The sequence below is a fragment of the Paraburkholderia kururiensis genome, from assembly GCF_034424375.1.
In the GTDB taxonomy this organism is placed as follows: domain Bacteria; phylum Pseudomonadota; class Gammaproteobacteria; order Burkholderiales; family Burkholderiaceae; genus Paraburkholderia; species Paraburkholderia kururiensis_A.
In genome coordinates this window covers 1405100-1429237 of record NZ_CP139965.1, presented here as the reverse complement: position 1 = coordinate 1429237, position 24138 = coordinate 1405100, and the positions used below count along the sequence as shown (strand labels likewise).

The 24138-nt window shown below is 65.5% G+C and carries 23 protein-coding genes; 8 read left to right on the top strand and 15 right to left on the bottom strand.

Annotated elements, in window-relative coordinates; translation table 11 throughout:
- Positions 1-310: 310 nt before the first annotated feature.
- The 3 genes from U0042_RS06475 to U0042_RS06465 all read left to right on the top strand — a co-directional run bounded on the left by U0042_RS06475 (position 311) and on the right by U0042_RS06465 (position 3401).
- Positions 311-547: a hypothetical protein gene (locus tag U0042_RS06475; RefSeq protein ID WP_198665344.1), complete on the top strand. Its 237-nt coding sequence runs from the start codon at positions 311-313 to the stop codon at positions 545-547.
- 396 nt (positions 548-943) lie between these two features.
- Entirely contained in the window at positions 944-2311 is a 1368-nt protein-coding gene (locus U0042_RS06470) for an MFS transporter (protein ID WP_114811801.1), read from the top strand.
- Between the two features lie 238 nt (positions 2312-2549).
- Complete coding sequence (locus tag U0042_RS06465) at positions 2550-3401, top strand: 3-hydroxybutyryl-CoA dehydrogenase (RefSeq protein WP_114811799.1); 852 nt, start codon at positions 2550-2552, stop codon at positions 3399-3401.
- 103 nt (positions 3402-3504) lie between these two features.
- Here the strand turns inward: U0042_RS06465 and ltaE are convergent, their stop codons facing one another.
- From ltaE to U0042_RS06450, 3 genes are all read right to left on the bottom strand, one after another.
- Positions 3505-4509, bottom strand: coding sequence for a low-specificity L-threonine aldolase (gene ltaE / locus U0042_RS06460; RefSeq protein WP_114811797.1), 1005 nt, complete (start codon positions 4507-4509; stop codon positions 3505-3507).
- A 175-nt stretch (positions 4510-4684) separates the two neighbouring features.
- Complete coding sequence (locus U0042_RS06455; RefSeq protein WP_198665343.1) at positions 4685-5455, bottom strand: peptidoglycan DD-metalloendopeptidase family protein; 771 nt, start codon at positions 5453-5455, stop codon at positions 4685-4687.
- A gap of 114 nt (positions 5456-5569) precedes the next feature.
- Entirely contained in the window at positions 5570-5881 is a 312-nt protein-coding gene (locus tag U0042_RS06450) for a cupin domain-containing protein (protein ID WP_114811795.1), read from the bottom strand.
- Positions 5882-6162: 281 nt separating this feature from the next.
- Between U0042_RS06450 and U0042_RS06445 the strand changes: the two genes are divergently transcribed.
- The gene (locus U0042_RS06445; RefSeq protein ID WP_114811793.1) at positions 6163-6480 is read left to right on the top strand and encodes a hypothetical protein; all 318 of its coding nucleotides are present in this window, start codon (positions 6163-6165) and stop codon (positions 6478-6480) included.
- Positions 6481-6638: 158 nt separating this feature from the next.
- Here the strand turns inward: U0042_RS06445 and U0042_RS06440 are convergent, their stop codons facing one another.
- From U0042_RS06440 to U0042_RS06410, 7 genes are all read right to left on the bottom strand, one after another.
- Positions 6639-6965 carry a DUF4148 domain-containing protein gene (locus U0042_RS06440; protein ID WP_114811791.1) on the bottom strand — a complete coding sequence of 109 codons (327 nt, stop codon included), beginning with the start codon at positions 6963-6965 and terminating at the stop codon, positions 6639-6641.
- A gap of 198 nt (positions 6966-7163) precedes the next feature.
- On the bottom strand, positions 7164-8573 hold the full coding sequence (gndA, locus tag U0042_RS06435) for an NADP-dependent phosphogluconate dehydrogenase (protein ID WP_114811789.1): 1410 nt from the start codon (positions 8571-8573) through the stop codon (positions 7164-7166).
- A 133-nt stretch (positions 8574-8706) separates the two neighbouring features.
- Positions 8707-9309, bottom strand: coding sequence for a pyridoxamine 5'-phosphate oxidase family protein (locus U0042_RS06430; protein ID WP_114811787.1), 603 nt, complete (start codon positions 9307-9309; stop codon positions 8707-8709).
- A 114-nt stretch (positions 9310-9423) separates the two neighbouring features.
- On the bottom strand, positions 9424-10287 hold the full coding sequence (locus tag U0042_RS06425) for an NAD-dependent protein deacetylase (RefSeq protein ID WP_114811785.1): 864 nt from the start codon (positions 10285-10287) through the stop codon (positions 9424-9426).
- Positions 10284-10466 carry an oxidoreductase-like domain-containing protein gene (locus tag U0042_RS06420; RefSeq protein WP_114811784.1) on the bottom strand — a complete coding sequence of 61 codons (183 nt, stop codon included), beginning with the start codon at positions 10464-10466 and terminating at the stop codon, positions 10284-10286. Before U0042_RS06420 ends, U0042_RS06425 begins: the two co-directional genes overlap by 4 nt.
- A gap of 227 nt (positions 10467-10693) precedes the next feature.
- On the bottom strand, positions 10694-11491 hold the full coding sequence (locus U0042_RS06415; protein WP_114811782.1) for an SDR family oxidoreductase: 798 nt from the start codon (positions 11489-11491) through the stop codon (positions 10694-10696).
- A 55-nt stretch (positions 11492-11546) separates the two neighbouring features.
- Positions 11547-12983, bottom strand: coding sequence for a DUF2252 domain-containing protein (locus U0042_RS06410; RefSeq protein WP_114811780.1), 1437 nt, complete (start codon positions 12981-12983; stop codon positions 11547-11549).
- A 216-nt stretch (positions 12984-13199) separates the two neighbouring features.
- On the opposite strand from U0042_RS06410, the gene U0042_RS06405 reads away from it, so the two are divergent.
- Both U0042_RS06405 and U0042_RS06400 read left to right on the top strand, forming a co-directional pair.
- Positions 13200-13820, top strand: coding sequence for a LysE family translocator (locus U0042_RS06405; RefSeq protein ID WP_114811778.1), 621 nt, complete (start codon positions 13200-13202; stop codon positions 13818-13820).
- Between the two features lie 189 nt (positions 13821-14009).
- Positions 14010-14987 (top strand): 2-dehydropantoate 2-reductase, encoded by a 978-nt coding sequence (locus U0042_RS06400; RefSeq protein ID WP_114811776.1) that lies wholly within the window; start codon positions 14010-14012, stop codon positions 14985-14987.
- A 70-nt stretch (positions 14988-15057) separates the two neighbouring features.
- Here U0042_RS06400 and U0042_RS06395 read toward each other — a convergent pair whose 3' ends face one another.
- The 3 genes from U0042_RS06395 to oxlT all read right to left on the bottom strand — a co-directional run bounded on the left by U0042_RS06395 (position 15058) and on the right by oxlT (position 19136).
- On the bottom strand, positions 15058-16515 hold the full coding sequence (locus tag U0042_RS06395; RefSeq protein ID WP_114811774.1) for an aldehyde dehydrogenase family protein: 1458 nt from the start codon (positions 16513-16515) through the stop codon (positions 15058-15060).
- 124 nt (positions 16516-16639) lie between these two features.
- Positions 16640-17716 (bottom strand): LysR family transcriptional regulator, encoded by a 1077-nt coding sequence (locus U0042_RS06390; protein WP_114811772.1) that lies wholly within the window; start codon positions 17714-17716, stop codon positions 16640-16642.
- A 76-nt stretch (positions 17717-17792) separates the two neighbouring features.
- Positions 17793-19136 (bottom strand): oxalate/formate MFS antiporter, encoded by a 1344-nt coding sequence (gene oxlT / locus U0042_RS06385; protein WP_114811770.1) that lies wholly within the window; start codon positions 19134-19136, stop codon positions 17793-17795.
- A 361-nt stretch (positions 19137-19497) separates the two neighbouring features.
- Between oxlT and U0042_RS06380 the strand changes: the two genes are divergently transcribed.
- On the top strand, positions 19498-20445 hold the full coding sequence (locus tag U0042_RS06380) for a LysR family transcriptional regulator (RefSeq protein WP_114812001.1): 948 nt from the start codon (positions 19498-19500) through the stop codon (positions 20443-20445).
- A 96-nt stretch (positions 20446-20541) separates the two neighbouring features.
- Positions 20542-20853, top strand: coding sequence for a hypothetical protein (locus U0042_RS06375; protein ID WP_114811768.1), 312 nt, complete (start codon positions 20542-20544; stop codon positions 20851-20853).
- Positions 20854-20966: 113 nt separating this feature from the next.
- On the opposite strand, the gene U0042_RS06370 is transcribed toward U0042_RS06375, so the two are convergent.
- On the bottom strand, positions 20967-21779 hold the full coding sequence (locus U0042_RS06370; RefSeq protein WP_114811766.1) for a fumarylacetoacetate hydrolase family protein: 813 nt from the start codon (positions 21777-21779) through the stop codon (positions 20967-20969).
- A 141-nt stretch (positions 21780-21920) separates the two neighbouring features.
- On the bottom strand, positions 21921-24122 hold the full coding sequence (locus U0042_RS06365; RefSeq protein ID WP_114811764.1) for an acetate--CoA ligase family protein: 2202 nt from the start codon (positions 24120-24122) through the stop codon (positions 21921-21923).
- Between the last annotated feature and the right edge of the window lie 16 nt (positions 24123-24138).

Below are 24138 nucleotides of genomic sequence, written 5' to 3'. Positions count from 1 at the left end.
TATGCAGAGTAGGACATTTTGCGCAGCGCGGTGCAGCCAGCGCGATGCACTCCACAGTGCAACGTAGAGCGGACGCAACACGGAGTGCATGCGGCCACAGCCGACATGAAACGCATTGCCATGCAATGCAATGCCGGTGCAGAGCAATGTCACCGCACGATGCAGTCACTGGCACGAACTGCACTGGCGCATGCACGATGCATCCTGTACCGCAGGCGCGTGCAGTACAGTGCAACAGAATGCGCAGCGCCCTGGCGCGCCGCGGCGCATGCCCGCACGATGGACGAAGCCTGAAAAAATGGAGGCCACCATGAACGAAGCCTTGACCCTCGGGATGCTTCACGCACAGGAACTGTTGCTGGTGTCGCTGATCCGCGCGCTGCCGCCCGACACGCGGCGCCGCATCGCGGACGAGTACCAGGCTCAGGCCGAACTCGCCGAAACGCCGCATTCCGCGCATCCCGGTTCCACCCGCGACCGCGAGGCCGACGAAGCCTTCAAGGCCCACGTGCGCAAGCTGTCGATCCTGCTGGCGTCGCTTTCCTGAAGCCACGCCGCGGGCGCCGGACGGGCGCGAGCGCTACGCCGCGCCTGCGCTGAAGCAACGGCACGAGGCGTCAACCCGCGGCGCCTGCAAAGCGTTTCACCGCGTCTCACTGAAGACTGGAGCGGGCGTTTTCTTTAAACGGCTACTGCCGTGCTAGTTCGAAGACGCCGGCCGGGACAGACCGTTAGTTGTGTTGTTGCTTCGTAAGCCTTGCCCCTTGCCGCGGGCGCCCTCCCCGCTCCGCCACCCCGCGTTTGAAGCGTTCACTGCACGATCGCGGCGGCTCTGTAACAATCGCGTGACGGGCGGCCGAGGGCCGCCTGCCCAGCCACCGACGAGCCCACCTTGTCCGACACTTCCGCTACCCCGGCCCCCGCCGAAGACGTCGACGAATCGATGTCCGGCAAGAACCGCCGCGCGATGGCCGCCATCATGCTGGCGGTCGCGCTCGCCACCCTCGACACGGCCATCGCCAACACCGCGTTGCCGGCCATCGCGGCCGACCTGCATGCCGCGCCTGCGGCATCCGTGTGGATCATCAACGCCTACCAGCTCGCCATGGTCGCGACGCTGCTGCCGCTCGCGGCCCTGGGCGACATCGTCGGACACCGGCGCGTCTACATCTCGGGGCTCGCCACCTTCACCGTCGCTTCGCTGGCCTGCTCGCTCGTTTCCACGCTGCCCGCGCTCGCCGCCGCGCGCATTCTCCAGGGCCTCGGCGCGAGCGCCATCATGAGCGTCAACATCGCGCTGATCCGCTCGCTTTACCCCGCGCATCGGCTCGGGCGCGGTGTGGGGATGAACGCGCTCGTCGTAGGCGTGTCGTTTGCAGTGGGGCCCACGGTGGCGTCGCTGATCCTCTCGTTCGGTGCGTGGCCGTGGCTCTTCGCCGTCAACGTGCCGCTCGGCGTCGTGGCGCTCGTGTTCGCGCTTCCCGCGCTGCCGGCCACGCCGCGCGGCAGCCATGCATTCGATCCGCTCGCCGCGTTGCTCAACGTGATCACCTTCGCCGCGCTGATCTTCGCGCTCGGCGAAGCCGCGCAGCGCGCGCCCGCGCCGCGCGTGCTGATTGCGGGCGCCATCGCGGTCGTCTTCGGATGGCTGTTGATGCGCCGCGAAGCGGGCCATCCCGCGCCGATGCTGCCCGTCGATCTGTTCCGGCGGCCCGTGTTCGCGCTCTCGGCGCTCACGGCGGTCTGCTCGTTCGCGGCGCAGGGGCTCGCGTTCGTTTCGCTGCCGTTCTATTTCGAAGACGTGCTTCATCGCAGCCAGGTCGAAACAGGCTTTCTCATGACGCCGTGGCCCGTGGTGGTCGCGCTCGCCGCGCCGTTCGCGGGGCGTCTATCGGACCGCTACCCGCCGGGGCTGCTGGGCGCCATCGGGCTGGCGGTGCTGAGTGCCGGCATGGCTTCGCTCGCGCTGCTGCCCGCGCATCCGACGGTGCACGAGATCGGCCTGCGCATGGCGATCTGCGGCGCGGGCTTCGGCTTTTTTCAGTCGCCCAACCTGAAGGCCATCATGTCGAGCGCGCCGCCCGGACGCAGCGGCGGCGCGAGCGGCATCATCGCGACCTCGCGGTTGCTCGGGCAGACCACCGGGGCGGCGCTCGTCGCACTCAGTTTCAGCGTTGCGGGCCGTCACGGGCCGACGCTTTCGCTCGCGGCCGGTGCCGTATTCGCGGGTGCCGCAGCGATTGCGAGCGGCTTGCGGCTCTTCGCGCCGTCGCATCGCCTCGGCACGCCGGTCGGGCCCACGGGTCGCTAGACGTCGGTCGTCTGCCTGGCACGACGCGGCGGCCCAATCGGGGAACGTGCGCGCGCCCGCCATCTCCGCTTCGTTTGCGCGAGCCCCATGGCTGCCCGCGCCTTCCGCTTGATACGATGCGCAGTGGCAGCGGCGAGCGCATCGCCGCCCTCTTCTCCTCAGACATTCCCGGCGCGGCGCGCGCTCTTTTCTCGCGCCGGCTCAGCAGAGACTTCAACGAAACGCAAAGGAAACGGACATGACGATCGAAACAGTGGGTGTGGTGGGCGCAGGCACCATGGGCAACGGCATCACGCAGACAGCCGCCGTCGCGGGCCTCAAGGTAATCATGATCGACGTCACCGACGCCGCGCTCGCCAAGGGCATCGCGACGCTGACGTCGAGCCTCGAACGGCTCGTCGCGAAAGACAAGCTGGACGCCGCCACGCGCGACGCGGCGCTGGCACGCATCGAAACGTCCACGGACTACCAGCGCCTCGCCGCCGCGGATCTCGTCGTGGAAGCCGCCACCGAAAACGTGGAGCTGAAAAACCGCATCCTGAAGCAGATCGAAGCGGTGGTGCAGCCTCACGCAATCATCGCGTCGAACACGTCGTCCATTTCGATCACCGCGCTCGGCGCCACGCTCGCCGACCCCACGCGCTTCATCGGCATGCACTTCTTCAATCCGGTGCCGCTCCTGCCGCTCGTCGAAATCATTCGTGGTTTGCAGACGAGCGCGGCAACGGCCGATTCCGTGCGCGAACTCACGGAGCGCCTCGGCAAGTCGCCGATCGGTGTGAAGAACTCGCCGGGCTTCGTGGTGAACCGCATCCTCGTGCCGATGATCAACGAGGCGTTTTTCGTGCTGGCAGAAGGTGTGGCGAGCGCGGAGGAGATCGATGCGGGCATGCGGCTGGGCGCCAATCATCCCATCGGGCCGCTCGCACTCGCGGACCTGATCGGCCTCGACGTGTGCCTTTCCGTGATGGACGTGTTCCTGAAGGACTTCGGCGATACGAAATATCGCGCGTGCCCGCTGCTGCGCGAACTGGTCGCCGCGGGCCACCTGGGACGCAAGACGAAGCAGGGCGTCTACAAGTACGACTGAAGTGCGCGCTGGCGTGTCGCCCGCACGTCAGTCTTGCTGGCAGCAAAATACCGACAGGGCGCGTGTCGCGAAACCACGCCGCGCGCCCCGCTCGCTCGCACCGTCAGCGTGCGAAATACCCCTTCACCGCAGCGATAAACGTGTCGATGTCCGCGCGCGACACATCGAGGTGCGTCACGAATCGCGAGGCGTACAACATCTGCGTGAGGATGCCGCGTTCCTTGAGCCATGCTTCGAGCGGCGCGCAGTCTTCCTTCGGAAACTGCGCGAACACCATGTTCGTGGCCTGCGATTGCACCGTGACCTGATCGATGCCCGCGAGTCCCGCCGCGAGATGTGCGGCATTCGCGTGGTCCTCGGCGAGCCGGTCGACGTTATGCTCCAGCGCGTAGAGGCATGCGGCCGCGAGCACGCCGGCCTGACGCATGCCGCCGCCCAGCACCTTGCGCCAGCGATGCGCGCGCTCGATCAGTTCCCGGCTGCCGACCAGCACCGATCCCACGGGCGCACCAAGCCCCTTCGAAAAGCAGATCGAAACGGTATCGAACGGTGCCGTGAGCGCGCCCACCGGCTGCCCCGACGCAACGGCCGCGTTATAGACGCGCGCGCCGTCCAGATGCGTGGCGAGCCCGTGCTGACGCGCAAGCTGCACGGCATCGGTCACGTAAGCGGGCGGCAGCACCTTGCCGCCGATCGTGTTTTCGAGCGCGAGCAGGCGTGTGCGCGCGAAGTGATCGTCGACCGGTTTGATCGCGGCGGCGATCTTCTCGAGCGGCAGCGAACCGTCCGCCGCATTCTCGAGCGGCTGTGGCTGGATACTGCCCAGCACCGCGGCACCGCCGCCTTCGTACTTGTAGGTGTGCGCGGCCTGACCCACGATGTATTCGTCGCCGCGCGCGCAGTGCGCCATCAACGCGGCGAGATTGCTCTGCGTGCCGCTCGGAAAGAAGAGCCCCGCCTCCTTGCCCGCGCGCTCGGCCACGGTGGCCTGCAGACGTTGCACGGTGGGGTCGTCGCCCCACACGTCGTCGCCCACCTCGGCGCGCATCATCGCGGCCTTCATGCCCTCGCTGGGTCGCGTTACGGTATCGCTGCGCAAATCGATCATGCGTCATGTCCTTGTGACGGGTGCAATGGGGTGTAACGGATGCAAAACGGTGCGATGGGCACGCGCGGTGCCCATCGCACGACAGACGGGGAAGTGTATTTCCAAACGCACACCGTTGCCACGCCACGCGCGACGCGCGGTTGGCAGCCTACCCGGCCATGCCGGGCGGTGTGGATCAGCCGCCTTGCCGCGGCAGGTAGCCGAGCGGATCGACAGGCTTGCCGTCGCGGCGAACTTCGAATTCGAGCGTGCCCGCGCCTTTCGCGTCGGCGCCCATCTCCGCGATGGCCTGGCCTTGCGCGACGGCGTCGTCTTCCTTCACGAGCAGCTTGCTGTTGTGTCCGTAGGCGGTAATCAAGGAGTCGTTGTGCTTGACGATGACGAGCGGCCCATACGCTTCGAGCCCCGTGCCGGCATAGACCACGCGCCCCGCCGCGGCCGCCTTGACTGTCTCGCCTTCGGTGCCGCCGATCACGATGCCGTTCGTTTTGCCGGCCACGAAGGGCTTGAGCACCGGGCCTTGCACCGGCCATGCGAGCCGCACCGCAGGCGCCGCGTTGGCACCGTTGGCCGTGCCGGCACCCGGCGACATGGCCTGCGCCGAGGGCAGCGGCGCGACGCGCAGCACCTGACCGGGCAGCGGCGGCACGTCGGCGGCGATGTGGTTCCAGTCGGCGATATCCTGCTTGCGCTGGCCGAACGCCGCGGCGATGCCCGCCACCGTATCGCCCGGATTGACGCGGTAGTAGCCCGCCGGCACCGGTTGCTGTGTGCGCTGCACACTCGCGCTGGGGTAAGCGGGCTGCTGCTGTTCCCAGGGCATCCAGCCGGTCGTACAGCCCGAAACGAGCACGGCGGTTGCGCCTGCGCTTACGCCGATACTCGCCGCCGTCCTCGTCAGCGTCTTTGCCAGATTCATGCCCACGTTGCGCTGCTGTCGAATCATCGTTGTTGTCCTCCGCTCGCTGATGCCAACCCACATTCGATTGCCGCAAGCCGCGGTTCGTTCGCGCGAATTCGTCGACCGGCGCCGTGGCGCTCCACCTTGCCGGCCGCTGCGCTACACGCTGCCTTCCGACTCGATTACAAGAATTCGGGCCTCGCCGACGGGATGCGCGACGTGTTCGGTGCCCACCGACGCGAAGAAGATGTCGCCCGCCTCCAGCACCGTAGTCTGTTCCGCGCCGTTGTCGCGATAGCGCATCTCGACGCGGCCATCCAGCACCGCGAACACCTCTTCGCCGTCGTTCACGTGCCAGCGGTACGGCTGATCGGTCCAGTGCAGCCGCGTGGTAATGCCGTTCATGTTCGCGATGTCGAGCGCGCCCCATGCGCGCGGCGCCGTGAACGTCTTGCTGCGGATGATTTTCATGATGTGGGCCCCGAACGGCCCGGCTGACTTCGGTACGTGAACGGAACCACGCGGAAAGCAGCGCGGACCGGCGCGAAGCGCAGACGGAACCGGCAAAGCGAATGAATGGAGAGCCCGATTATAGGGCGCATGCGCAACCCGCGTGCCCGGCGCGGGGTCGGCAACCGCGGCCGGAGGCGCATTGCATCGGGAGGCTGCTGGCCTATACTGGGTCCTGCTGCCCAGATTCCCTCCACCCACCGTTTGCCCCGTCGCAAGCCACATCGGTAAGGACCGCGAGCATGAACAAAGCCACCTTTCTGTCCGTGCAGTTGAACCTCGAGGATATTGCAGCGTCGCCCGGTCTCGTCGAATTGCTCAATACACACCTCGTTTTTGCCGCGGACGTGGCCGAAGCCGCCGACGAACTCGTCCAGCTCGCGAGCGTCGCGCGCCTGTCGGGCGGCGTGGAAGCGAAGGTCGAAGTGCCGGCGCTCGCGATCGAGCGCTTGCGCGACGCGCTCGATACGCTCAGCGGCTACGACGAAACCTGGCTCTTCGCCCTTGAACCGAGCGAAGGGCTGTTCGACGACCTCACGCGCCGGCACATGCTGCATTGAAGATTGCCGCAGCGGCATAACGCAGCCGCCGCCCCACAAACAAAAACGCGGACCGGGTAACCGGTCCGCGTTTTCTCTTTGCAGCGGGCGCGTCGCCCGCGTCGCTCACTTCCGGCTCGCGCCGCTGCTACACGGCGCAACCGGACAGCGCGCTCGCTTTAGTGGCCGAAGTACACGTCCTGGCTCGGCGCGGCCTGCGTCACCGCGCGACCTGCCGCCGACGATCCCACAATTTGCGCACCGTAACCGCTCGTATCGGTTTGCGCCACCTGCGCTTGCGCCGCGACGCGTTGTTGCGCAGCCTGGATGTCGGCCGGGTAGTCGACGCGATCAGCCGCCGGGTTATAGCCGGCCTTTTCGAGCTGGATCAGTTCGGCGCGCACTTGTGCACGCGTCACGGGTTGGTTCGACTGGGCAAACGACGCCACCGGGGCGGCGAGCAGCGTGGCAACGGCGACTGCGGAAAGAAGAGACTTGGCATTCATGATGACCTCCGGAACTTGTCTGTTTTGGCTGCCCGACACCCTGTCGTGCAGCGCTTGAGAACAAGTCTAGGCAGAACATCCCCTAGGGGAAACCCTCACTTTGACCAAACTCTATTGTTCAGATCGCAATAAAGACCGCGAAAATCACCGATTGAAACAATCCATTACAGCAATAGTCGCGGCCGCCTGCGTGTCGTGTCAGGCCCAATGCGCGTGGAAGCTGCCCGGCTTGTCGACGCGCTCGAAGGTGTGCGCGCCGAAGAAGTCGCGTTGCGCCTGCACGAGATTCGCGGGCAGACGTTCGGAACGGTAGCCGTCGAAGTACGCCACCGCGGACGCGAACGTGGGCACCGGCACGCCCGCCGTCACCGCCGCCACGACGACCTCGCGCAGCGCGCCCTGGTAGCGTGCCGCGATGTCGCGGAAGTACGGATCGAGCAGCAGGTTCGCGAGCGTCTTCTCGTGAGCGTAGGCGTCCGTGATCTTCTGCAGGAAGCGCGCGCGGATGATGCAGCCCGCGCGGAAAATCTTCGCGATGGTGCCGTAGTCGAGGTCCCACTTGTACTCGTCCGAGGCCGCACGCAGTTGCGCGAAGCCCTGCGCGTACGAGATGACCTTGCTCAGATACAGCGCGCGGCGCACCGATTCGACGAATGCGGCACGGTCGCCCGAAAACGCCTTCGTCGCCGGCCCTTCGATCACCTTGCTCGCGGCCACACGCTGCGTCTTCAGCGACGACAGCACGCGCGCAAACACCGATTCGGTAATGAGCGGCAGCGGCACGCCGAGGTCGAGCGCGTTCTGGCTCGTCCACTTGCCCGTGCCCTTTTGCGCGGCGCGATCGAGAATCACGTCGACCAGATCCTTGCCCGTTTCGTCGTCCTTCTTGCGGAAAATCTTCGACGTAATCTCGATGAGGTAACTGTCGAGTTCGCCCTGGTTCCATTCGGTGTAGACGTCGGCCAGTTCCGCGTTCGACAGACCTGCCACCTGACTCAGCACCGCGTAGCTTTCCGCGATGAGCTGCATGTCGCCGTACTCGATGCCGTTGTGCACCATCTTCACGTAGTGGCCCGCGCCGTCCGGGCCCATGTAGGCAACGCACGGCTCGCCGTCGGGCGCCTTCGCGGCAATCTCGGTGAGGATCGGGGCCACCAGGTCGTAAGCTTCGCGCTGGCCGCCCGGCATGATGGACGGCCCCTTGAGCGCGCCTTCCTCGCCGCCCGACACACCCGTGCCGATGAAATGAAAGCCCGCCTTCGCGAGCTCCTGATTGCGGCGGATGGTGTCCTGAAACGGCGTGTTGCCGCCGTCGATCAGAATGTCGCCCTTGTCGAGCAGCGGCTTGAGCGCCGCGATGGTGGCGTCGGTCGGTTCGCCCGCCTTCACCATCATGAGGATGCGGCGCGGCGTTTCGAGCGAGGTCACGAATTCCTCGAGCGTGTAGGTCGGCACCAGCTTGCGGTCCGGGAATTCCGCGATCAGTTCGTCGGTTTTCTCGCGGCTGCGGTTATAGACCGAGACCGCGTAGCCCCGGCTCTCGATGTTGAGCGCCAGATTGCGCCCCATCACGGCCAGCCCTACTACGCCGATTGCCTGTTTGCCCATGTCGATTCTCCACTTCAGAAAACGGGGATGCCGCGTGCGCGGTGCGCCACTGCGCGGCGTCGAGGGTCAAAGGATAAGGGAAATGGCCGTTCGCTGCCCTCGCGTGCTCATCGGCGGCAATTCGCGGACCCGCTCAGTAGAGCCCCTTCTTCAGGCGCTCGGGCAGTTCGCGGTCGTAGGCCACGGCATCGAAGTCTTCGCTGATACTGCGCAGCATTTCACCCGCGCTCGGCAGCAGCGAACGCTCGACGTACCGCGCCGGGTCCCAGAGTTTCGAGCGCACCAGCGCCTTCGAGCAATGAAAGTAGACCGCGTCGACGTCGATCATCACCACCGTACGCGGCCGCTTGCCTTCCACGGCGAAGCTCTCGAGCAGCGCCTCGTCCACGCTGATACGCGCGCGGCCGTTCACACGCAGCGTCTCGCCTACGCCCGGCACGATGAAGAGCAGCCCCACGTGCGGCTGCGCGAGGATGTTGCGCAGACTGTCCACGCGGTTATTGCCGATGCGGTCCGGCATGGCCAGCGTGCGTTCGTCGACGATGCGCACGAACCCCGGCGCGTCGCCGCGCGGCGAGCAGTCGAGCCCTTCGGGGCCCGCCGTCGCAAGCACGACGAAAGGCGAGCGCTCGATGAACTGCCGGTAGGTTTCGTTGACGTAGCGGATTTCCTTGCGCACGGACCGCTCCTGCGGCTGGCCGTAGAGCGCTTCCAGTTCTTCGATTGTGGTGAGCATCGGCACGTTCCTGTCGTGATGGCAATGGAGTGGAGTGGCGAACCTGAGGCGTGGTGGAACGGGCGCGCTGCGAACCCGTTGCAAACCGCGCGCGATGAGCCCGCTTCGAGCGCTCTATCCAGCGGCGGCGGCGAGTTGCTCCGCGAGCGCGGCCAGCGTCTCGCCGCATGGCGCTTCCACCTTCAGCGCGAGCATCGGGTCCGCACGCGTTTTGCCGAGATTAATGGCCGCGATCGGCTTGCCGGCACGCTCGGCCCACACGCAAAAGCGAAAGCCCGAATACACCATGAGCGACGAACCCACGACGAGCACGGCGCCCGCCGCATCGAGCGCGGCGCTTGCCGCTTCGACGCGCGTGCGCGGCACGTTCTCGCCAAAGAACACGACAGCGGGTTTCAGCATGCCGCCGCAGACCTCGCATACGGGCACGCGAAACGCGGCGAGATCGGCCCATTCGATGTGCGCGTCGCCGTCCGCGGCCGGTTCCGCATTCGCACCGGCAAACGCCGGGTTGTCGCGCTCCAGGGTCTGCTGAAGCGACGCGCGCGAATACGCGGTGCCGCACGCCATGCACGTCACGCCGCCGATGCTGCCGTGCAGCTCGATCACGTTCGCGCTGCCCGCGCGCTGATGCAGTCCATCGACGTTTTGCGTCACGAGCGCGGCCACGTGCTGCGCCGCTTCGATGCGCGCGAGCGCGCGATGCGCCTCGTTCGGCTGCGCGTGCGCGACCACGGGCCAGCCCACCATGCTGCGCGCCCAGTAGCGCTGCCGCGCCTCGTGCGAGCCGACGAACGCCTGCAACGTGATGGGCGGCGAACGTTTCCATTCGCCGTTTTCGTCGCGATAGCCTGGAATGCCGGAGTCGGTGCTGATGCCCGCGCCGGTCAGCACGAAAAGCCGCGGATGCCGGTGCACGAAAACATGCAGCGCCGCAAGCGCGGTGGGGTCGATGGCGGGGGACAGGAGGTCGGTCATGGGCGAGGCTTTACGCGCCGGGTGTTCTGCATTGCCTGCGCCGTCTGCCCTGCGTGCGGCGCGTGCCGTGCCTCCCATGCTGCGAGCGCGGCGCGGTAGCGCTCGCACGCTTCGTCGTAGAGATCGAAGACACAGGGCGAGCAGCCGCTGCGACAACAATCGTCTTCGGCGGGGCGCATAGGTGGTTGTGGACGAGGATCGTCGGGGTGCAGGCAGTCGTGCACGGCGGACAAACGAAACGGCGTGAACGCGATCGCGCCAGTATACGGGAGCGCCGTCGAATGCGCAGAGCGCGCGCGATGCTCGCGATCACGCGCACGCTCTGCCCTGCTGCATTGTCCTCACGCCGCGCCGGCCTTGCGCACGACGAGGCGATGAATGCGCTTGCGCAACGAAGCGCTCACGTTCAACCGCGGCCCACGAACGGCATCTTCGTCGCCATGAGGGTCATGAACTGCACGTTCGCAGCGAGCGGCAACTCCGCCATGTGCAGCACTGCGTCGGCCACGTGCGCCACGTCCATCAGCGGTTCCACGGCAATTTCGCCATTGGCCTGCGGCACGCCGCGCGCCATGCGCTCGGCCATGTCCGTTGCCGCGTTGCCGATGTCGATCTGCCCGCAGGCAATGTCGTACTTGCGTCCGTCGAGCGATACCGACTTCGTGAGTCCCGTGATCGCGTGCTTGGTCGCCGTGTACGCGATGCTGTTGGGGCGCGGCGCATGCGCCGAAATAGAGCCGTTGTTGATGATGCGGCCGCCGCGCGGCGACTGCGCCTTCATCAACGCAAAGGCCGCACGCGTGCAGAGGAACACGCCGGTGAGATTGGTATCCACCACGGCGCGCCAGACATCGACATCGAGTTCGTCGATCTCCACAGGCGGCCCGTTGCGTCCCGCGTTGTTGAACAGCACGTCGAGCCGCCTGTAGCGGGCGCGAACGGTATCGAAGAGATGCGTGACGCTCGCGGCATCCGCAACGTCGCAAGGCACGGCCAACGCTTCCTGGCCGAGTTGCCGCGCTTCGGTAACGAGCGAATCGAGCAGCGCGGCGCGACGCCCCGCGAGCACGACGCGATAACCGTGTTCGAGCAGCCGCTTCGCGACGGCGCGCCCGATGCCGCTGCCCGCGCCCGTCACGAGCGCGACCTTGCCCGTGCGCGGATCGGCTGCGCGGCCTTCATGACGATGAACCTCTGTTCCCATGCTCACCTTGCCCTGTCTCCTGGTTGCATACGGTTAACGCGCGCCGCACATGACGTTACGAGGGCGGCGCGCGGAAAGTGTCTGCGGCAATGTCGTTGTCGCTTCGCGTTTCGAGCTTGCCGCTTCGGCAGGCCGCGAGGAACACATCGTAGTCGCGCTCCGCCTGGTCTGCATAGGTGCGTGCATACGCTGCGAGCGACTGCGGGAATTGATCGCTGCGTCCCATGTAGGCCGCGATCTCGATGGCCTCGCCGCTCGCCTTCGCATGAGTGCGTGCGAGCGCCCAGCCACAGAGCCGCGCGTAGCTTTCCAGCAGCATGCTGTCGAACAGATCGACGTTCGCGGCAAGCTTTTTTTCGCGCAATTCGCGAACATGGAAAGGACGCTGTGCGGTGCTGCTGGTCCAGCCGGCGAAGACGTCTCGTGTAGCCTGCAGCAAACGCTGCGCCATCGCTACGCGCTCGCCATGATGGCGCGCGGTCAGCGTACGTGGCGAGCCGTCACCTACGTATCGTGCAATGGCAGAGGGATGCGCCTCTCTCGCCTGGAGAAAGAGCGGCTTGTCGTGATGGTCCGTGCACAGCAGCACGAAATCGCGACTCGCGCCGTTCTCGATTTCAAGCTGAAAAGTGAGGTCCTGTAGCGTGAATTGGTCGAGCAAAGCGCGGCGGTCGTATGCCAGCGTCTCGCGATATTGCTGCCACATGGGCTCGATTACGCTGCGCCAGTCGCCGCCCTCTTCGAACGCGCCCTCGTCCGCTGCGAACAGCGGCGCGGCGTGTTCCGCGCGAAACAACGTGGGTGGAAAGTTGCGCCACGCGAAGCCGTGCGGCGTGCGGTCGACGAGCGTGTGGAGCGCACTGCCGAGCGTGCCCACCGCGCCCTTTTCCAGACTGCGCCGAATGACGCGACGCGCCTCCGGCGTCAGCGCGCTTTCGATCATGCGGTCGAACGTGATGTTCTCGTGCCACAGATCGATGGCGCCGTATTGCGCGTACTGACGCATGCGGTCGCGATACTGCGCCACGGCGGACATCACGAGGTCTTCCGCGGCGCGACTCGAGAGCTTCCTTTGACGTGCCGCGAGCACAAGACTCACGACGAGCCGCTTCACGTCCCATTCCCACGGACCCATCGCCGCTTCGTCGAATGCATCCAGTTCGAACGCGAGTTCCCGCTCCGCGGTAACGAAGCCGCCGAAGTTGAGCAGATGCGCATTGCCGCTAATAGGCACGAGCATGCCGGTGTAGGGCACGCGGCTCAGGTCATGCGCATGCAGCGCCGCGCTGCCGAGAAAAAATGCGAGCGGCGACGACGCCATGCGCGCGTGATGCAGCGCCGCGAGTCGTGGCGCATGACGGGCGCTCTGCTCGCGCAGCGGCCCGAGCGGGTCGCGACTCAAATCGCCGATCTGCCGATGCGCGGAACGCTTCATGTGTTCGCGCGCCGCGCGGCCCTTCGCGTGCCGGTGCTCGATGGTGCTGCCTTTCATGCGGCTCTCCGTGGTGTTCGATGTCATGCAGCAGATCACGCGTCGTCATGTGACGGTCATGCTGGAGCGAGAAGCGACAAGCCGCGCAGAACCGATGCACCGCCGCCCGCATAAAAGCGCCGCCCGTATTAAACAGTGCAGCCGCACCCCACGCAAGGGGACGTGCCCGCGCACCGCGCGCTACAATCCGCGCATTCCCCACACCGGTGATGCGCCATGTCCCTCTCCGCCTGGCTCTTCTTCCTGCCCGCATGCTTCGCCCTCAACATGGCGCCGGGCCCGAACAATCTGCTCTCCATCAACGCCGCCGCGCGCCACGGTTTCCTGAAAGCCGTCGTCGCGGGCGCGGGCAGGCTCGTCGCCTTCGCCACGATGATCGTGCTCACCGCAACGGGCCTCGCGGTCGTGCTGCAGGCGTCCGAACTCGTCTTCCTCGCGATCAAGCTGGCGGGCGCTGCGTATCTCATCTGGCTCGCCATTCAACTCTGGCGCAGCGATGCGGGCCCGCTCGCTTCCATGGCCGACGACGGCGGCTCGCTCGCGCGCATGGCGCGGCGCGAATGTTTCGTGGCGGCGGGCAATCCCAAAGCGATCCTCGTTTTCACGGCGTTTCTGCCGCAATTCGTCGATATTGCGAAGCCCATGCTGCCGCAGTTCACCGTGCTCGGCGCGAGCTTTCTCGTGCTCGAATGCATTGCGATCGCGCTCTACTCCGCGGCCGGCGTCTACCTCGCACGCTGGCTTGCGCGCGCGTCGGTGCGCCGCTGGTTCAACCGTTGCTGCGGTGCGTTCCTCGGCGCCATCGGCGTGAGCTTCCTGTTCGCGCGTCGCGCCTGAGCAGTTTCATAAGGCATCCCTAATGGTTGCGCCGAAAAACTTTAACTGTCGTGAATCGACATTGCCTCCTATGCTGTGATCATCGCCCTCGCCGGCGCGCCCGGTTCCTGTTCGCCTGAACAGGACGCAGCGCAGCGCCCACGCGTGCAAAGGGCAGCCGGCCTTTTCATCGTCAGTGGGGATGTCATCATGAAGATCTGTATCTTCGGGGCGGGGGCTATCGGTGCTCTCATGGGCGTGGAGTTGGCACGCGCGGGCGCGGACGTGAGCTTCGTGGCGCGCGGCCCGCACCTCGCCGCCATGCAGGCGAACGGCGCGCGGCTTCTGATAGACGGCGAAGAACACGTTGCCAAAGTGCGTTGCACGTCGGACGCGCGCGAACTCGGCGTGCAGGACTACGTGATCATCACGCTCAAGGCCCATTCGGTGGCCGGCGTGATCGATTCGATGCAGCCGCTCCTCGGCAGCCACACCGCCATCGTCACGGGCACCAACGGCATTCCTTATTGGTACTTCTATCAGCACGGCGGCAAGTTTGCGGGCACGCGGCTGGAAAGCGTCGACCCGGACGGCGCGCAGTGGACGCGCCTCACGCCCGAACGCGCCATCGGCTGCGTGCTGTATCCCGCGGCGGAAATCGTGGAGCCCGGCGTCGTCAAACATGTGTACGGCAAGAAGTTTCCCATCGGCGAGCCGAGCGGAGAGCGCACGCCGCGCATTCAGCAGCTGCACGAGATCATGCAGGCAGCCGGGTTCGATGCGCCGATACGCGACAACATCCGCGATGAAATCTGGCTGAAGCTCTGGGGCAATCTCTGCTTCAATCCCATCAGCGTGCTCACGCATGCCACGCTCGACATCATTACGAGCGACCCGGCCACGCGCGCACTGTCCCGCACGATGATGCTGGAAGCGAAGGGCATTGCCGAGCAGTTCGGCGTGCACTTTCGCGTGGACGTGGAGCGGCGCATCGATGGCGCGGGCGCCGTGGGCGCGCACAAGACCTCGACGCTCGTCGATCTGGAACACGGCCGGCCGCTGGAGATCGATCCGCTTCTGACCGTCGTGCAGGAGATGGGGCGACTGGTGGGGGAACCGACCCCTACCATCGACATCGTGCTCGCGCTCGTGAAGCAGCGCGAACGGATGGCGTTGCAGGGCGCCTGAATCACGCAGAAACAAGAAGCGGGCCGTGTGCGAACGGCCCGCTTTTTTTACGTCCGCGTCCGCGCCTGCGCTACTGCGCGAGCGAGAGCCACACCGCCTTCGGCTCCGTGAAGTTTTCGATCGCCACGTCGGCGTGCTCGCGCCCGAAGCCCGAATCGCCCGAGCCGCCCCAGGGCAGACGCACATCGGTATAGCCGTAGGTATTGATCCACACCGTACCCGCACGCAGTTCGCGCGCCATGCGATGCACGCGTCCGATGTCCGCGCTCCACACGCCCGCCGCAAGGCTGTAGAGCGTGCCGTTTGCGATGCGCACCGCGTCCTCTTCGTCTTCGAAACGGATCACGCTCGCGACCGGGCCGAAGATCTCTTCCTGCGAAATGCGCATCTCGTGCTCGACGTTCGCAAACACGGTGGGCTCCACATAGAAGCCGCGTTCGCCGATGCGCCTGCCGCCCGTGACGAGTGCCGCGCCCTCGTCGCGACCGATGGCGACGTAGTCGAGCACCGTCTTCATCTGCGCGGCCGAAACGAGCGGTCCCATGGACGTGTCGCGTCCTGACGGATCGCCCACGCGAATGGCTTTCGCGCGTGCGGCGAGCCGCTCCACCACGTCGTCGTAGACATCGCGATGCGCGAGGATGCGCGAGCCCGCGGAACACACCTGCCCTGTGTTGAAGAAGATGCCCGATGCCGCTGCGCGCACGGCCTGGTCGAGGTTCGCGTCGGCGAAGATCACGTTTGCGGACTTGCCGCCCAGCTCGAGCGTCACGCGTTTGAAGTTGCCCGCGGCGCCTTGCAGAATGCCGCGACCCACCGACGGCGAGCCCGTGAACGTGACCTTGTCCACGCCGGGATGCGCGACGAGCGCGTCGCCCACCACCTTGCCCTTGCCCGTCACGATGTTGAGCACGCCGGGCGGCACGCCGGCTTCAAGCGCGAGTTCGCCGATACGCAGCGCCGAAAGCGGCGTGATCTCGGCCGGCTTGACCACGAGCGTGCAGCCGCACGCCAGCGCCGGCGCGATCTTCCACATGCCGATCATGAGCGGGAAGTTCCACGGCACGATCGCGCCCACCACGCCTACCGGTTCGCGCACGGTGTAGGTGAGCGCGTCGGGACGCACGGGCACCACCTGCCCGTTGATCTTGTCGCACCAGCCCGCGTAGTAGGCGAGCGTGTCGATGGCGGCGGGCACGTCCTGACGCATCACGGCGGCAATGGGCTTGCCCGCATCCAGACTTTCGAGTGCCGCGATCTCGTCCTGATGCTCGCGCAACAACTCGGCCATGCGGCCCAGAATGCGGCCGCGTTCGGCGGCACGCATACCGTTCCACACTTTCAGCGCGGCGCGCGCGGCCTGCACGGCGACGTCGACATCCGCCGCCGTGCCCTGCGCGACGAGCGCGATGGGCGCTTCGGTGGCGGGGTTGAGGTCGACGGAATAGTCGCCGCCGCTCGGGGCAATGCGCTTGCCGTCTATCAGCAAATCATGGCGAACGAGGCCTGCGTGGGTGGCTGATTCCATGGTGAGACTCCTTGCATCGATCGAAGAAGGGCGATCCGCTTGTCTCGCGTCGTGGCCGACGCGGGCATCGCATGCCTGGCACCGCACGCCGGCCCTCGTGTCTTCCGGATGCAGGACCGATGCCTCAGGCGATACGCGCCGTGAAGGACCGCGGCCGTGCTGCTCCATGCGACGGAGCGAGCGTGCGAACCGAAGGGCGAGCGAGAGCGGTGGCGTCATCGTGAGCATCGGGCGACGTGGCGTGCGGGCTCCTTTCTTCGCTTGCCGCGCACTCTGTCGATTCGTTCAGCCCCTCGCACGCATACTCGACAAGCTGCTGCCATACCGCCTGAGCATTCGGGCGCAGCGAGCGGTTCTTGCGCCGTACCAGCAGGGTGGTGAGCGTCACTTCGGGTTGCAGCACACGCACCGTCAATGCAGCGGAGGGCGCGGGCCAATGCATGCCCATCGGCAAAATCCCTACGCCGAGTCCGAGTTCCACCACCCGCAGCACGGCCGCGATATGGCCGAGCTCCTGAACCGGTGCCGCATGGGGCGCGTGCGTCGCCAATGTCCGTGCGATGACACCGTGGCCGCACGCATCGTCGTTGAGCGTGACGAGCGGCGTCGAGTCGAGGTCGCACCACGCGAGTGTGTCGTGTTGCGCGAGCGCATGGTCCGCAGGCAGCACGGCGCAGAGCGGTGTCGTGAAGAGCGGCTGCGTTTCGATGGTGCCGGTCGTCGCGGTTGCACCTTTCGCGGCCATCGGTGCATCGGCCATCAGCGCGAAATCCACTTCGCCCTGCTCCACGGCCGGAATGATCGCGGCCTGCGGCAAGTCGCGGATGCGCACGGCGAGCGCAGGAAACGCGGCAGCGCACCGTGCGAGCCCGGCCGGCAGACAGCCGGACGACAACACAGGATTGCTGGCCAGCGCCACCACGCCGGCATGGCCGACGCACGAGGCGCGCCCCTCGTTGAGCGCCAGCTCGATCTCATCGAGCAGCCGGCCGATACGCTGTTCGAGCCCCGCGCCCGCCGAGGTCAGCGCAACCTGGCGCGTGGTGCGATCGAAGAGGCGCAGGTCGATGGCATCTTCCAGCTCGCGAATACAGCGGCTCACGGCCGACTGCGTAAGGCCGAATTCGCGCGCCGCGCGCGTGAAACTGCGCTCGCGCGCCACCGCCACGAATACCTTCAACTGATGTAGCGAAACGTTCATTGGCGACCGTTCCTTCGATGAGGCCTTCTACGCGGTCCGGCATCTCGCCCGGTTACGCGACTTGCCGCTCGCCTCGTTACTCGCCCGTCTGTTCGGGCCAGTGAGAGAGCCGCGACGCGCCGCCGTTGCCATTGCCGTTGCGCATAGCCCCGGACAAAGCTTCGCCTGACTCGATCCAGCGCGCCCGCATGGGCTGCAGAATGAATTTCGCCGACACGCCCGCTGCAATCGTAATGACCGCCGAGACCACGAACACCGCGCTCCACCCGCCCGTGGCCGACAGCACCGAAGCGATCGGCACGAGCAGCGACGCCGTGCCCTTGGCCGTGTACAGCGTGCCCGCATTCGCTGCCGCGTACTTGCTGCCGAACGTGTCTGCGCAAATGGCCGGGAAGATCGAGAAGATCTCGCCCCAGAACAGGAAGATGAGCGCGGCGAACACCATGAACGCGTAGGGGTTCGTGCCGAACTGCATCATGCCGAGCAGTGAGAGCCCTTCGCCGATGAAGATCAGGAACATGGTGTTCTCACGGCCGATCTTGTCGGAGATGAACCCGCATAGCGGACGCGTGAAGCCGTTGCAGATGTTGTCGATGGAAAGCGTCAGCGTGAGCAGCGGCAACGTGGCCCCGAACACCGTCATCGGTATGCGGGCAAGGCCCCAGTCCTTCGCAATGGGACCGATCTGCGCGGTGGCCATCAGCCCGCCCGCTGCCACCGCGACGAAGCACACGTAGATCACCCAGAACACGGGCGTCTTGATCATCTGCCCGGGCGTGAAGTCCATGCGCGACACCGCGAAGCGCTTCTTCTGCGAGGAGACCGCACGAAGCTGAGGCTTCCTGAGCAACAACGCGAGCACGAAGATCGCGATGCCCTGCAGCAGACCGAAGAACAGGAAGGTGTGCTCGTAGCCCGAGCGCGTGATCATGTTGGCAATCGGGATCACGGTCACGGCTGCGCCCGCACCGAAGCCCGCCGCCGTGAGGCCTGCGGCAAGCCCGCGGCGGTCGGGGAACCACTTCAGCGCATTGCCCACGCAGGTGCCGTACACGCCGCCCGCGCCTACGCCTGCAATCACGGCGGCCACGTAGAGCATCGGCAACGTCGTGGCATACGAATTGAGCACCCACGCGAGCCCTGCGCATACTGCACCGCCTGCCACGACCGGACGCGGACCGAAACGGTCCACGAGCCAGCCCTCCACCGGCACGAGCCACGTCTCGGTCAGGATGAAGATCGAGAACGCAAGTTGAATCGATGCCTGGCCCCAGTGGTGCCTTGCGTTCATCGGCGCGACGAAGAGGGTCCACGCGTATTGGAGGTTCGCCACCAGCGCCATGCACATCATGCCGATGACAAGCTGACACCAGCGGTTTTGCCAAAACGGGCGTACCGCGGGTTGATTGATGTCTTCCATGAGACTTGTCTCCGCTATGTATTCAGGGCAGCAGACTCATACGCCGGCCTGCATCCATTCCGCCTTATGGTTATGTCCCGGCCATTGCGCCACCGGATTTTTCATTGCGGGAATTAAGCGAAATGCGGAATAAACCTTTACCGCTTTTCGCCCCCGCCTGCGCGGCTCCCTGCATGCCCGGAAGCCTTGCCCTCCTTGCTTTTCGCCCCTTTTTGCCGCCTTTTTCCGCGTCTGACCGCGCGTTAACCCGCATTTCACGGCCGGCGACTCATGCTTTCAAAGTCATGCTAGGGTCATTGCTGAATTACTCATAATTAAAGTTTGTTATTATCAGGATTCACATTCGTTTATGGATACGGCCATGACGATGAGAAACGCCACGCTGCGCCAGCTCAAGGTATTCGAGACGGTGGCGCGTCATCTCAGCTTCTCGCGCGCCGCAGAGGAATTGCACCTTACGCAGCCCGCGGTCTCCACGCAGGTAAGGCAGCTGGAGGAACATGCGGGCCTGCCGCTTTTCGAGCAGCTCGGCAAGAAGATCTACCTCACGCCCGCCGGCACCGAAATGCTTCATTACAGCCGCGCCATCATGCAGCAGTTCCACGAAGTGGACGAAGCGATGGGGCAATTGAAGGGCGTCTCGGGCGGTACGCTCAACGTGGCCGTGATCAGCGCCGGCGACTACTTCTTTCCGCGCCTGCTCGCCGAATTCATGCGCCGCTACTCGGGCGTCGTGCTGAACCTTGCGGTGCATAACCGCGAGGAACTGCTGCAACAGCTGGCCACGAACCGCACGGACCTCGCCGTCATGGTGCGGCCGCCGCACGAGATGGACTCCATCAACGAGCCCTTCGCGCCGCATCCGTACGTGATCGTGGCCGCGCCCAACCATCCGCTTGCGCACAAGCGCAACATCAAGCTCAGCACGCTCGCGAACGAGGCGTTCATCGTGAGAGAACGCGGCTCGGACACGTGGAATTCCATGGAAGAAGGTTTCACCGGCAAGCTCTCGAACCTCAAGATCGCCATGGAGATCAAGAGCACGGAAACCATCAAGCAGGCCGTGATTGCGGGCATGGGTATCGCCTTCCTTTCCGCGCACACCATTGCGCTCGAATTGCAGGTGGGCAATCTCGTCGTGCTCGACGTGGAGACCTTTCCCGTCATGCTGAACTGGTACGTCGTGCATCGCCGCAACAAGCGGCTGCCGCCTGTCGCGCTGGCGTTCAAGCGCTTTCTCATGGAGGAAGGCGCGCAGCTGATCGAACGGATTACGCGCGTGACCGAATCGACGGTCCATAAAGGTTAAGTTATGGACTGCCAATAAAACTTTAACTATTGCAAATCTATTGCGGCCTCTATGCTGGAGTCGAGTTCTCTCACTCGACTGCACAGGAGTCCGACCATGAATCACGCTTCGGTTCTGTCCCATTCCATCACGCGCAACACGTCCCGCAGCGCGACCGAAAGCGCGGAGGACGCCCACCTCGACGCCTACAACGCGGCGTTCAGCGACCTGGGGCTGCGCTTTCGCTGGGACCGCGACACGTTCGCCGCGCTCAACGAGTTCGGCAGCGAGCTCGCACGCATCACCGCTTACATCGAACGGTTTCATGCGCATCTGCATCGCGCGTATGACGCCGACTTTCTTGCCCAGCTGATTCTCAGCAAGAAGAGCGAATACTTCCGCGAGATCTCGCCGCAGGCGGGAAACTGATTCACGGGCCCAGATTTCCTGGCCCTCCTGCGCGTGGCCTCGCTTCAGGCTTCGGCATGGCCTCACACGTGACCGATGCCTGAAGCGCGCGTAACGCGTGCGCGTAGTCGCGTTCATTCCTGCCCCGCCATCGCCACTACGGTCGGCTGCTGGGCGTGCGCCGCAGTCAGCGTATTGGCGAGTTGCCCGATTCCTTCAATCGCGATCGTCACCGTCGCGCCATCGCGTATCGAACCGACGCCGAGCGACGTGCCGCATGCGATCACGTCGCCGGGCTCCAGCATCATGTCGTGAGAAATCATGCTGACCTGCTGTGCGGGCGTGAGCACCATGTCCGCCAACGGATAGTTCTGCCGCTCGGTGCCGTCTAACGTGGTCACTACGCGCGCTGCGCGCCAGTCGAAGCCCGAGACAATAGCCGGGCCGATCGCGCAGAACGTATCGAATCCCTTGGCGCGACACCACTGCGGAAAATCCGGGTTCTCGTTGAGCAGTTCGGCAGCGGTGACGTCGTTGACGATGGTGTAGCCGAAGATGGCGGCCTCAGCCTCCTCGAGGCTCGCGTCGCGGCAGCGCTTGCCGATCACGATGCCCAGCTCGCCCTCGTACGCGATCTTTCCCGCGTAGCTGGATGGCCGCCGGATCGCATCGCCTGGCCCGATCACCGAGCCCGCCGGCTTGATGAGAAACAGCGGATGCGCGGGCACGGCCTTGCCGAGCTTCGCGGCAAGCGCATGAAAGTTGTTCCATAGCGCCACCACCTTGCCCGGCGCGCACGGCGCAAGCGGCGTCAACGCGCGCAGGGAGAGCACGGCGCCCGTGGGCACCGGCTGATCGATGCCCTCGTATTCGTGCAGATAGCCGTTCTCGACGCGTCCGAACGCGATACCACCGTCGCTGGACATGAAGCGCATCCATGTTTCCATGCTTGCCTCCGTGGCGAGCCGGCCTGCACACGTGCCGTCATGCCGGCCGCCCGAACCATGCTGAACGTTGCCGATGCCCCTCTATGTGCGACCGGCCACACAGCGTGCGGCCCGTCGCACTCGCCTTCGCTCACGTCGGCATCAGATGAGGCCCGCGGCGCGTGCCCACCGGTACTTCGCGCCGAGCACGGCCACCGGAATTTCAGTGGAGTACGCGTAGGCCGGCACGCCGTGCTCGTAGAGATACGCAGCGGCTTCCTCCACTTCCACGTCGCCGGCAAGCGATGCCACGATGGGCTTTTCAATGCCCTTCGCCTTCATCTCTTCCTTCACTTCGACCACCAGTTTCGCGAACACCATGGGCGGCGTGATGATGGTGTGCCAGTAGCCGAGGATGATCGCGTGGATACGCGGGTCTTCGAGGCCCAGCCGGATGGTGTTCTGATACGTGGTGGGCGGCTCGCCGCCCGTGATGTCCACGGGGTTGCCTGCTGCGCCGAAGGGCGGAATGAACTTGCGGAACGCGGCGTCCAGATCGGGCGGCATGGTCATCAGCGAGAGGCTGTTGTCCACGCAGGCATCCGAGAGCAGCACGCCCGAGCCACCCGCGCCCGTGATGATCACGACGTTTTCGCCCTTCGGCGTGGGCAGCTTCGGAATGCCGCGCGCGAATTCGAGCAGATCGCGCAGCGAGCGCGCGCGAATCACGCCGCATTGCCTGAACACGTCTTCATAGATACGGTCATTGCCGGCGAGCGCGCCGGTGTGCGAACTGGCCGCCCGTGCGCCAAGGCTCGTGCGCCCCGCCTTCAGCACCACGACCGGTTTCTTCTTCGACACGCGCCGTGCCGCTTCTGCGAACGCGCGGCCGTCTTTCAGGTCTTCGCAGTGCTGCGCGATGATTTCCGTGTTGTCGTCCTGCTCGAAGAACGTGAGCAGATCGTCTTCGTCGATGTCGGACTTGTTGCCGAGTCCCACGATTGCGGACACGCCCATCTTCGCCGCACGCGAAAAGCCGATGATCGCCATGCCGATGCCACCCGACTGCGACGACAGCGCTGCCTTGCCCTTCACATCGTACGGTGTGCAGAACGTCGCACAGAGATTCTTCGGCGTGTAGTAGAAGCCGTAGATGTTGGGTCCCATCAGGCGGATGCCGTACTCACGCGCAATCGCCACAATTTCCTGCTGGCCTTCGACGTTGCCCGTTTCCGCGAAGCCCGACGGGATCAGCACCGCGCCCGGAATACCCTTCTGCCCCACTTCCTTGAGCGCCGCCGCAACGAACTTCGCGGGAATCGCGAACACGGCCACGTCGATGTTGCCCGGCACGTCGAGCACGCTGCGATACGCCTTGCGGCCCATGATCTCGTCGGCCTTCGGATGGATCGGATAGATCTCGCCCTGGTAACCGCCGTTGATCAGGTTCTTCATCACCGAGTTGCCGATCTTGCCGTCCTCCGACGACGCACCGATCACCGCGACGCGATCCGGCCGCATGATGCGGTTCATCTGCCGCACGATGGCTTCCTGGCTCGGACGATAGCGCTCCACGGGCGGCGAGAAGTCGAGCACGATGCGCACGTCTGCCGCAATCGCGCCCGTCTTGCTGGCGAACACGGGGTTCAGATCCATCTCCGCGATTTCGGGAAAGTCTGTGACGAGCCGCGACACGTTTTCGATCAGCGTGGCGAGTGCCTCGCGATTCACCGGCTCGCCGCCGCGCACGCCTTTCAGCATTTCGGCAGCCGCGATGCCGTCGAGCATCGAGCGTGCGTCGTCGCGTGTGGTAGGTGCGAGGCGGAACGTAATGTCCTTGAGCACTTCGACCAGCACACCGCCCAAGCCGAACGCCACGAGCTTGCCGAACGACGGATCGGTCACGGCGCCCACGATCACTTCCTGGCCGCCGCCCACCATCTGCTGCACCTGAACGCCCACCAGATTCGCGCTGGCGTTGTAGCGCTTCGCGTTTTCCATGATGGTCGCGAAGCCCTGCGTCACCTGATCCGCGTTCGCGAGTCCCACCAGCACGCCACCGGCTTCCGTCTTGTGCAGGATGTCGGGCGACACGATCTTCAGTACCACTGGAAAACCGATTTCACTCGCGAGCTGCGCCGCATCCGCAGCGGTGGCCGCCACGCCTTCCTTCGGCACCGCGATGCCGTAGACGTCGCAGATGAGCTTGCCTTCCGGCGCCGTGAGCGCGTTGCGTCCTTCCGCTTTCACGTGATCGAGAATGTGCCGCACGATGTCCTTGTGCGTCTTCCCCGCGTGACGGGTTGCGTCCTGAACGGCGGCCGTGCCGCGTTCCTTGAGCGTGAGTGCGTCTTCGTATGCCATGTCCTGCCGTCTCCGA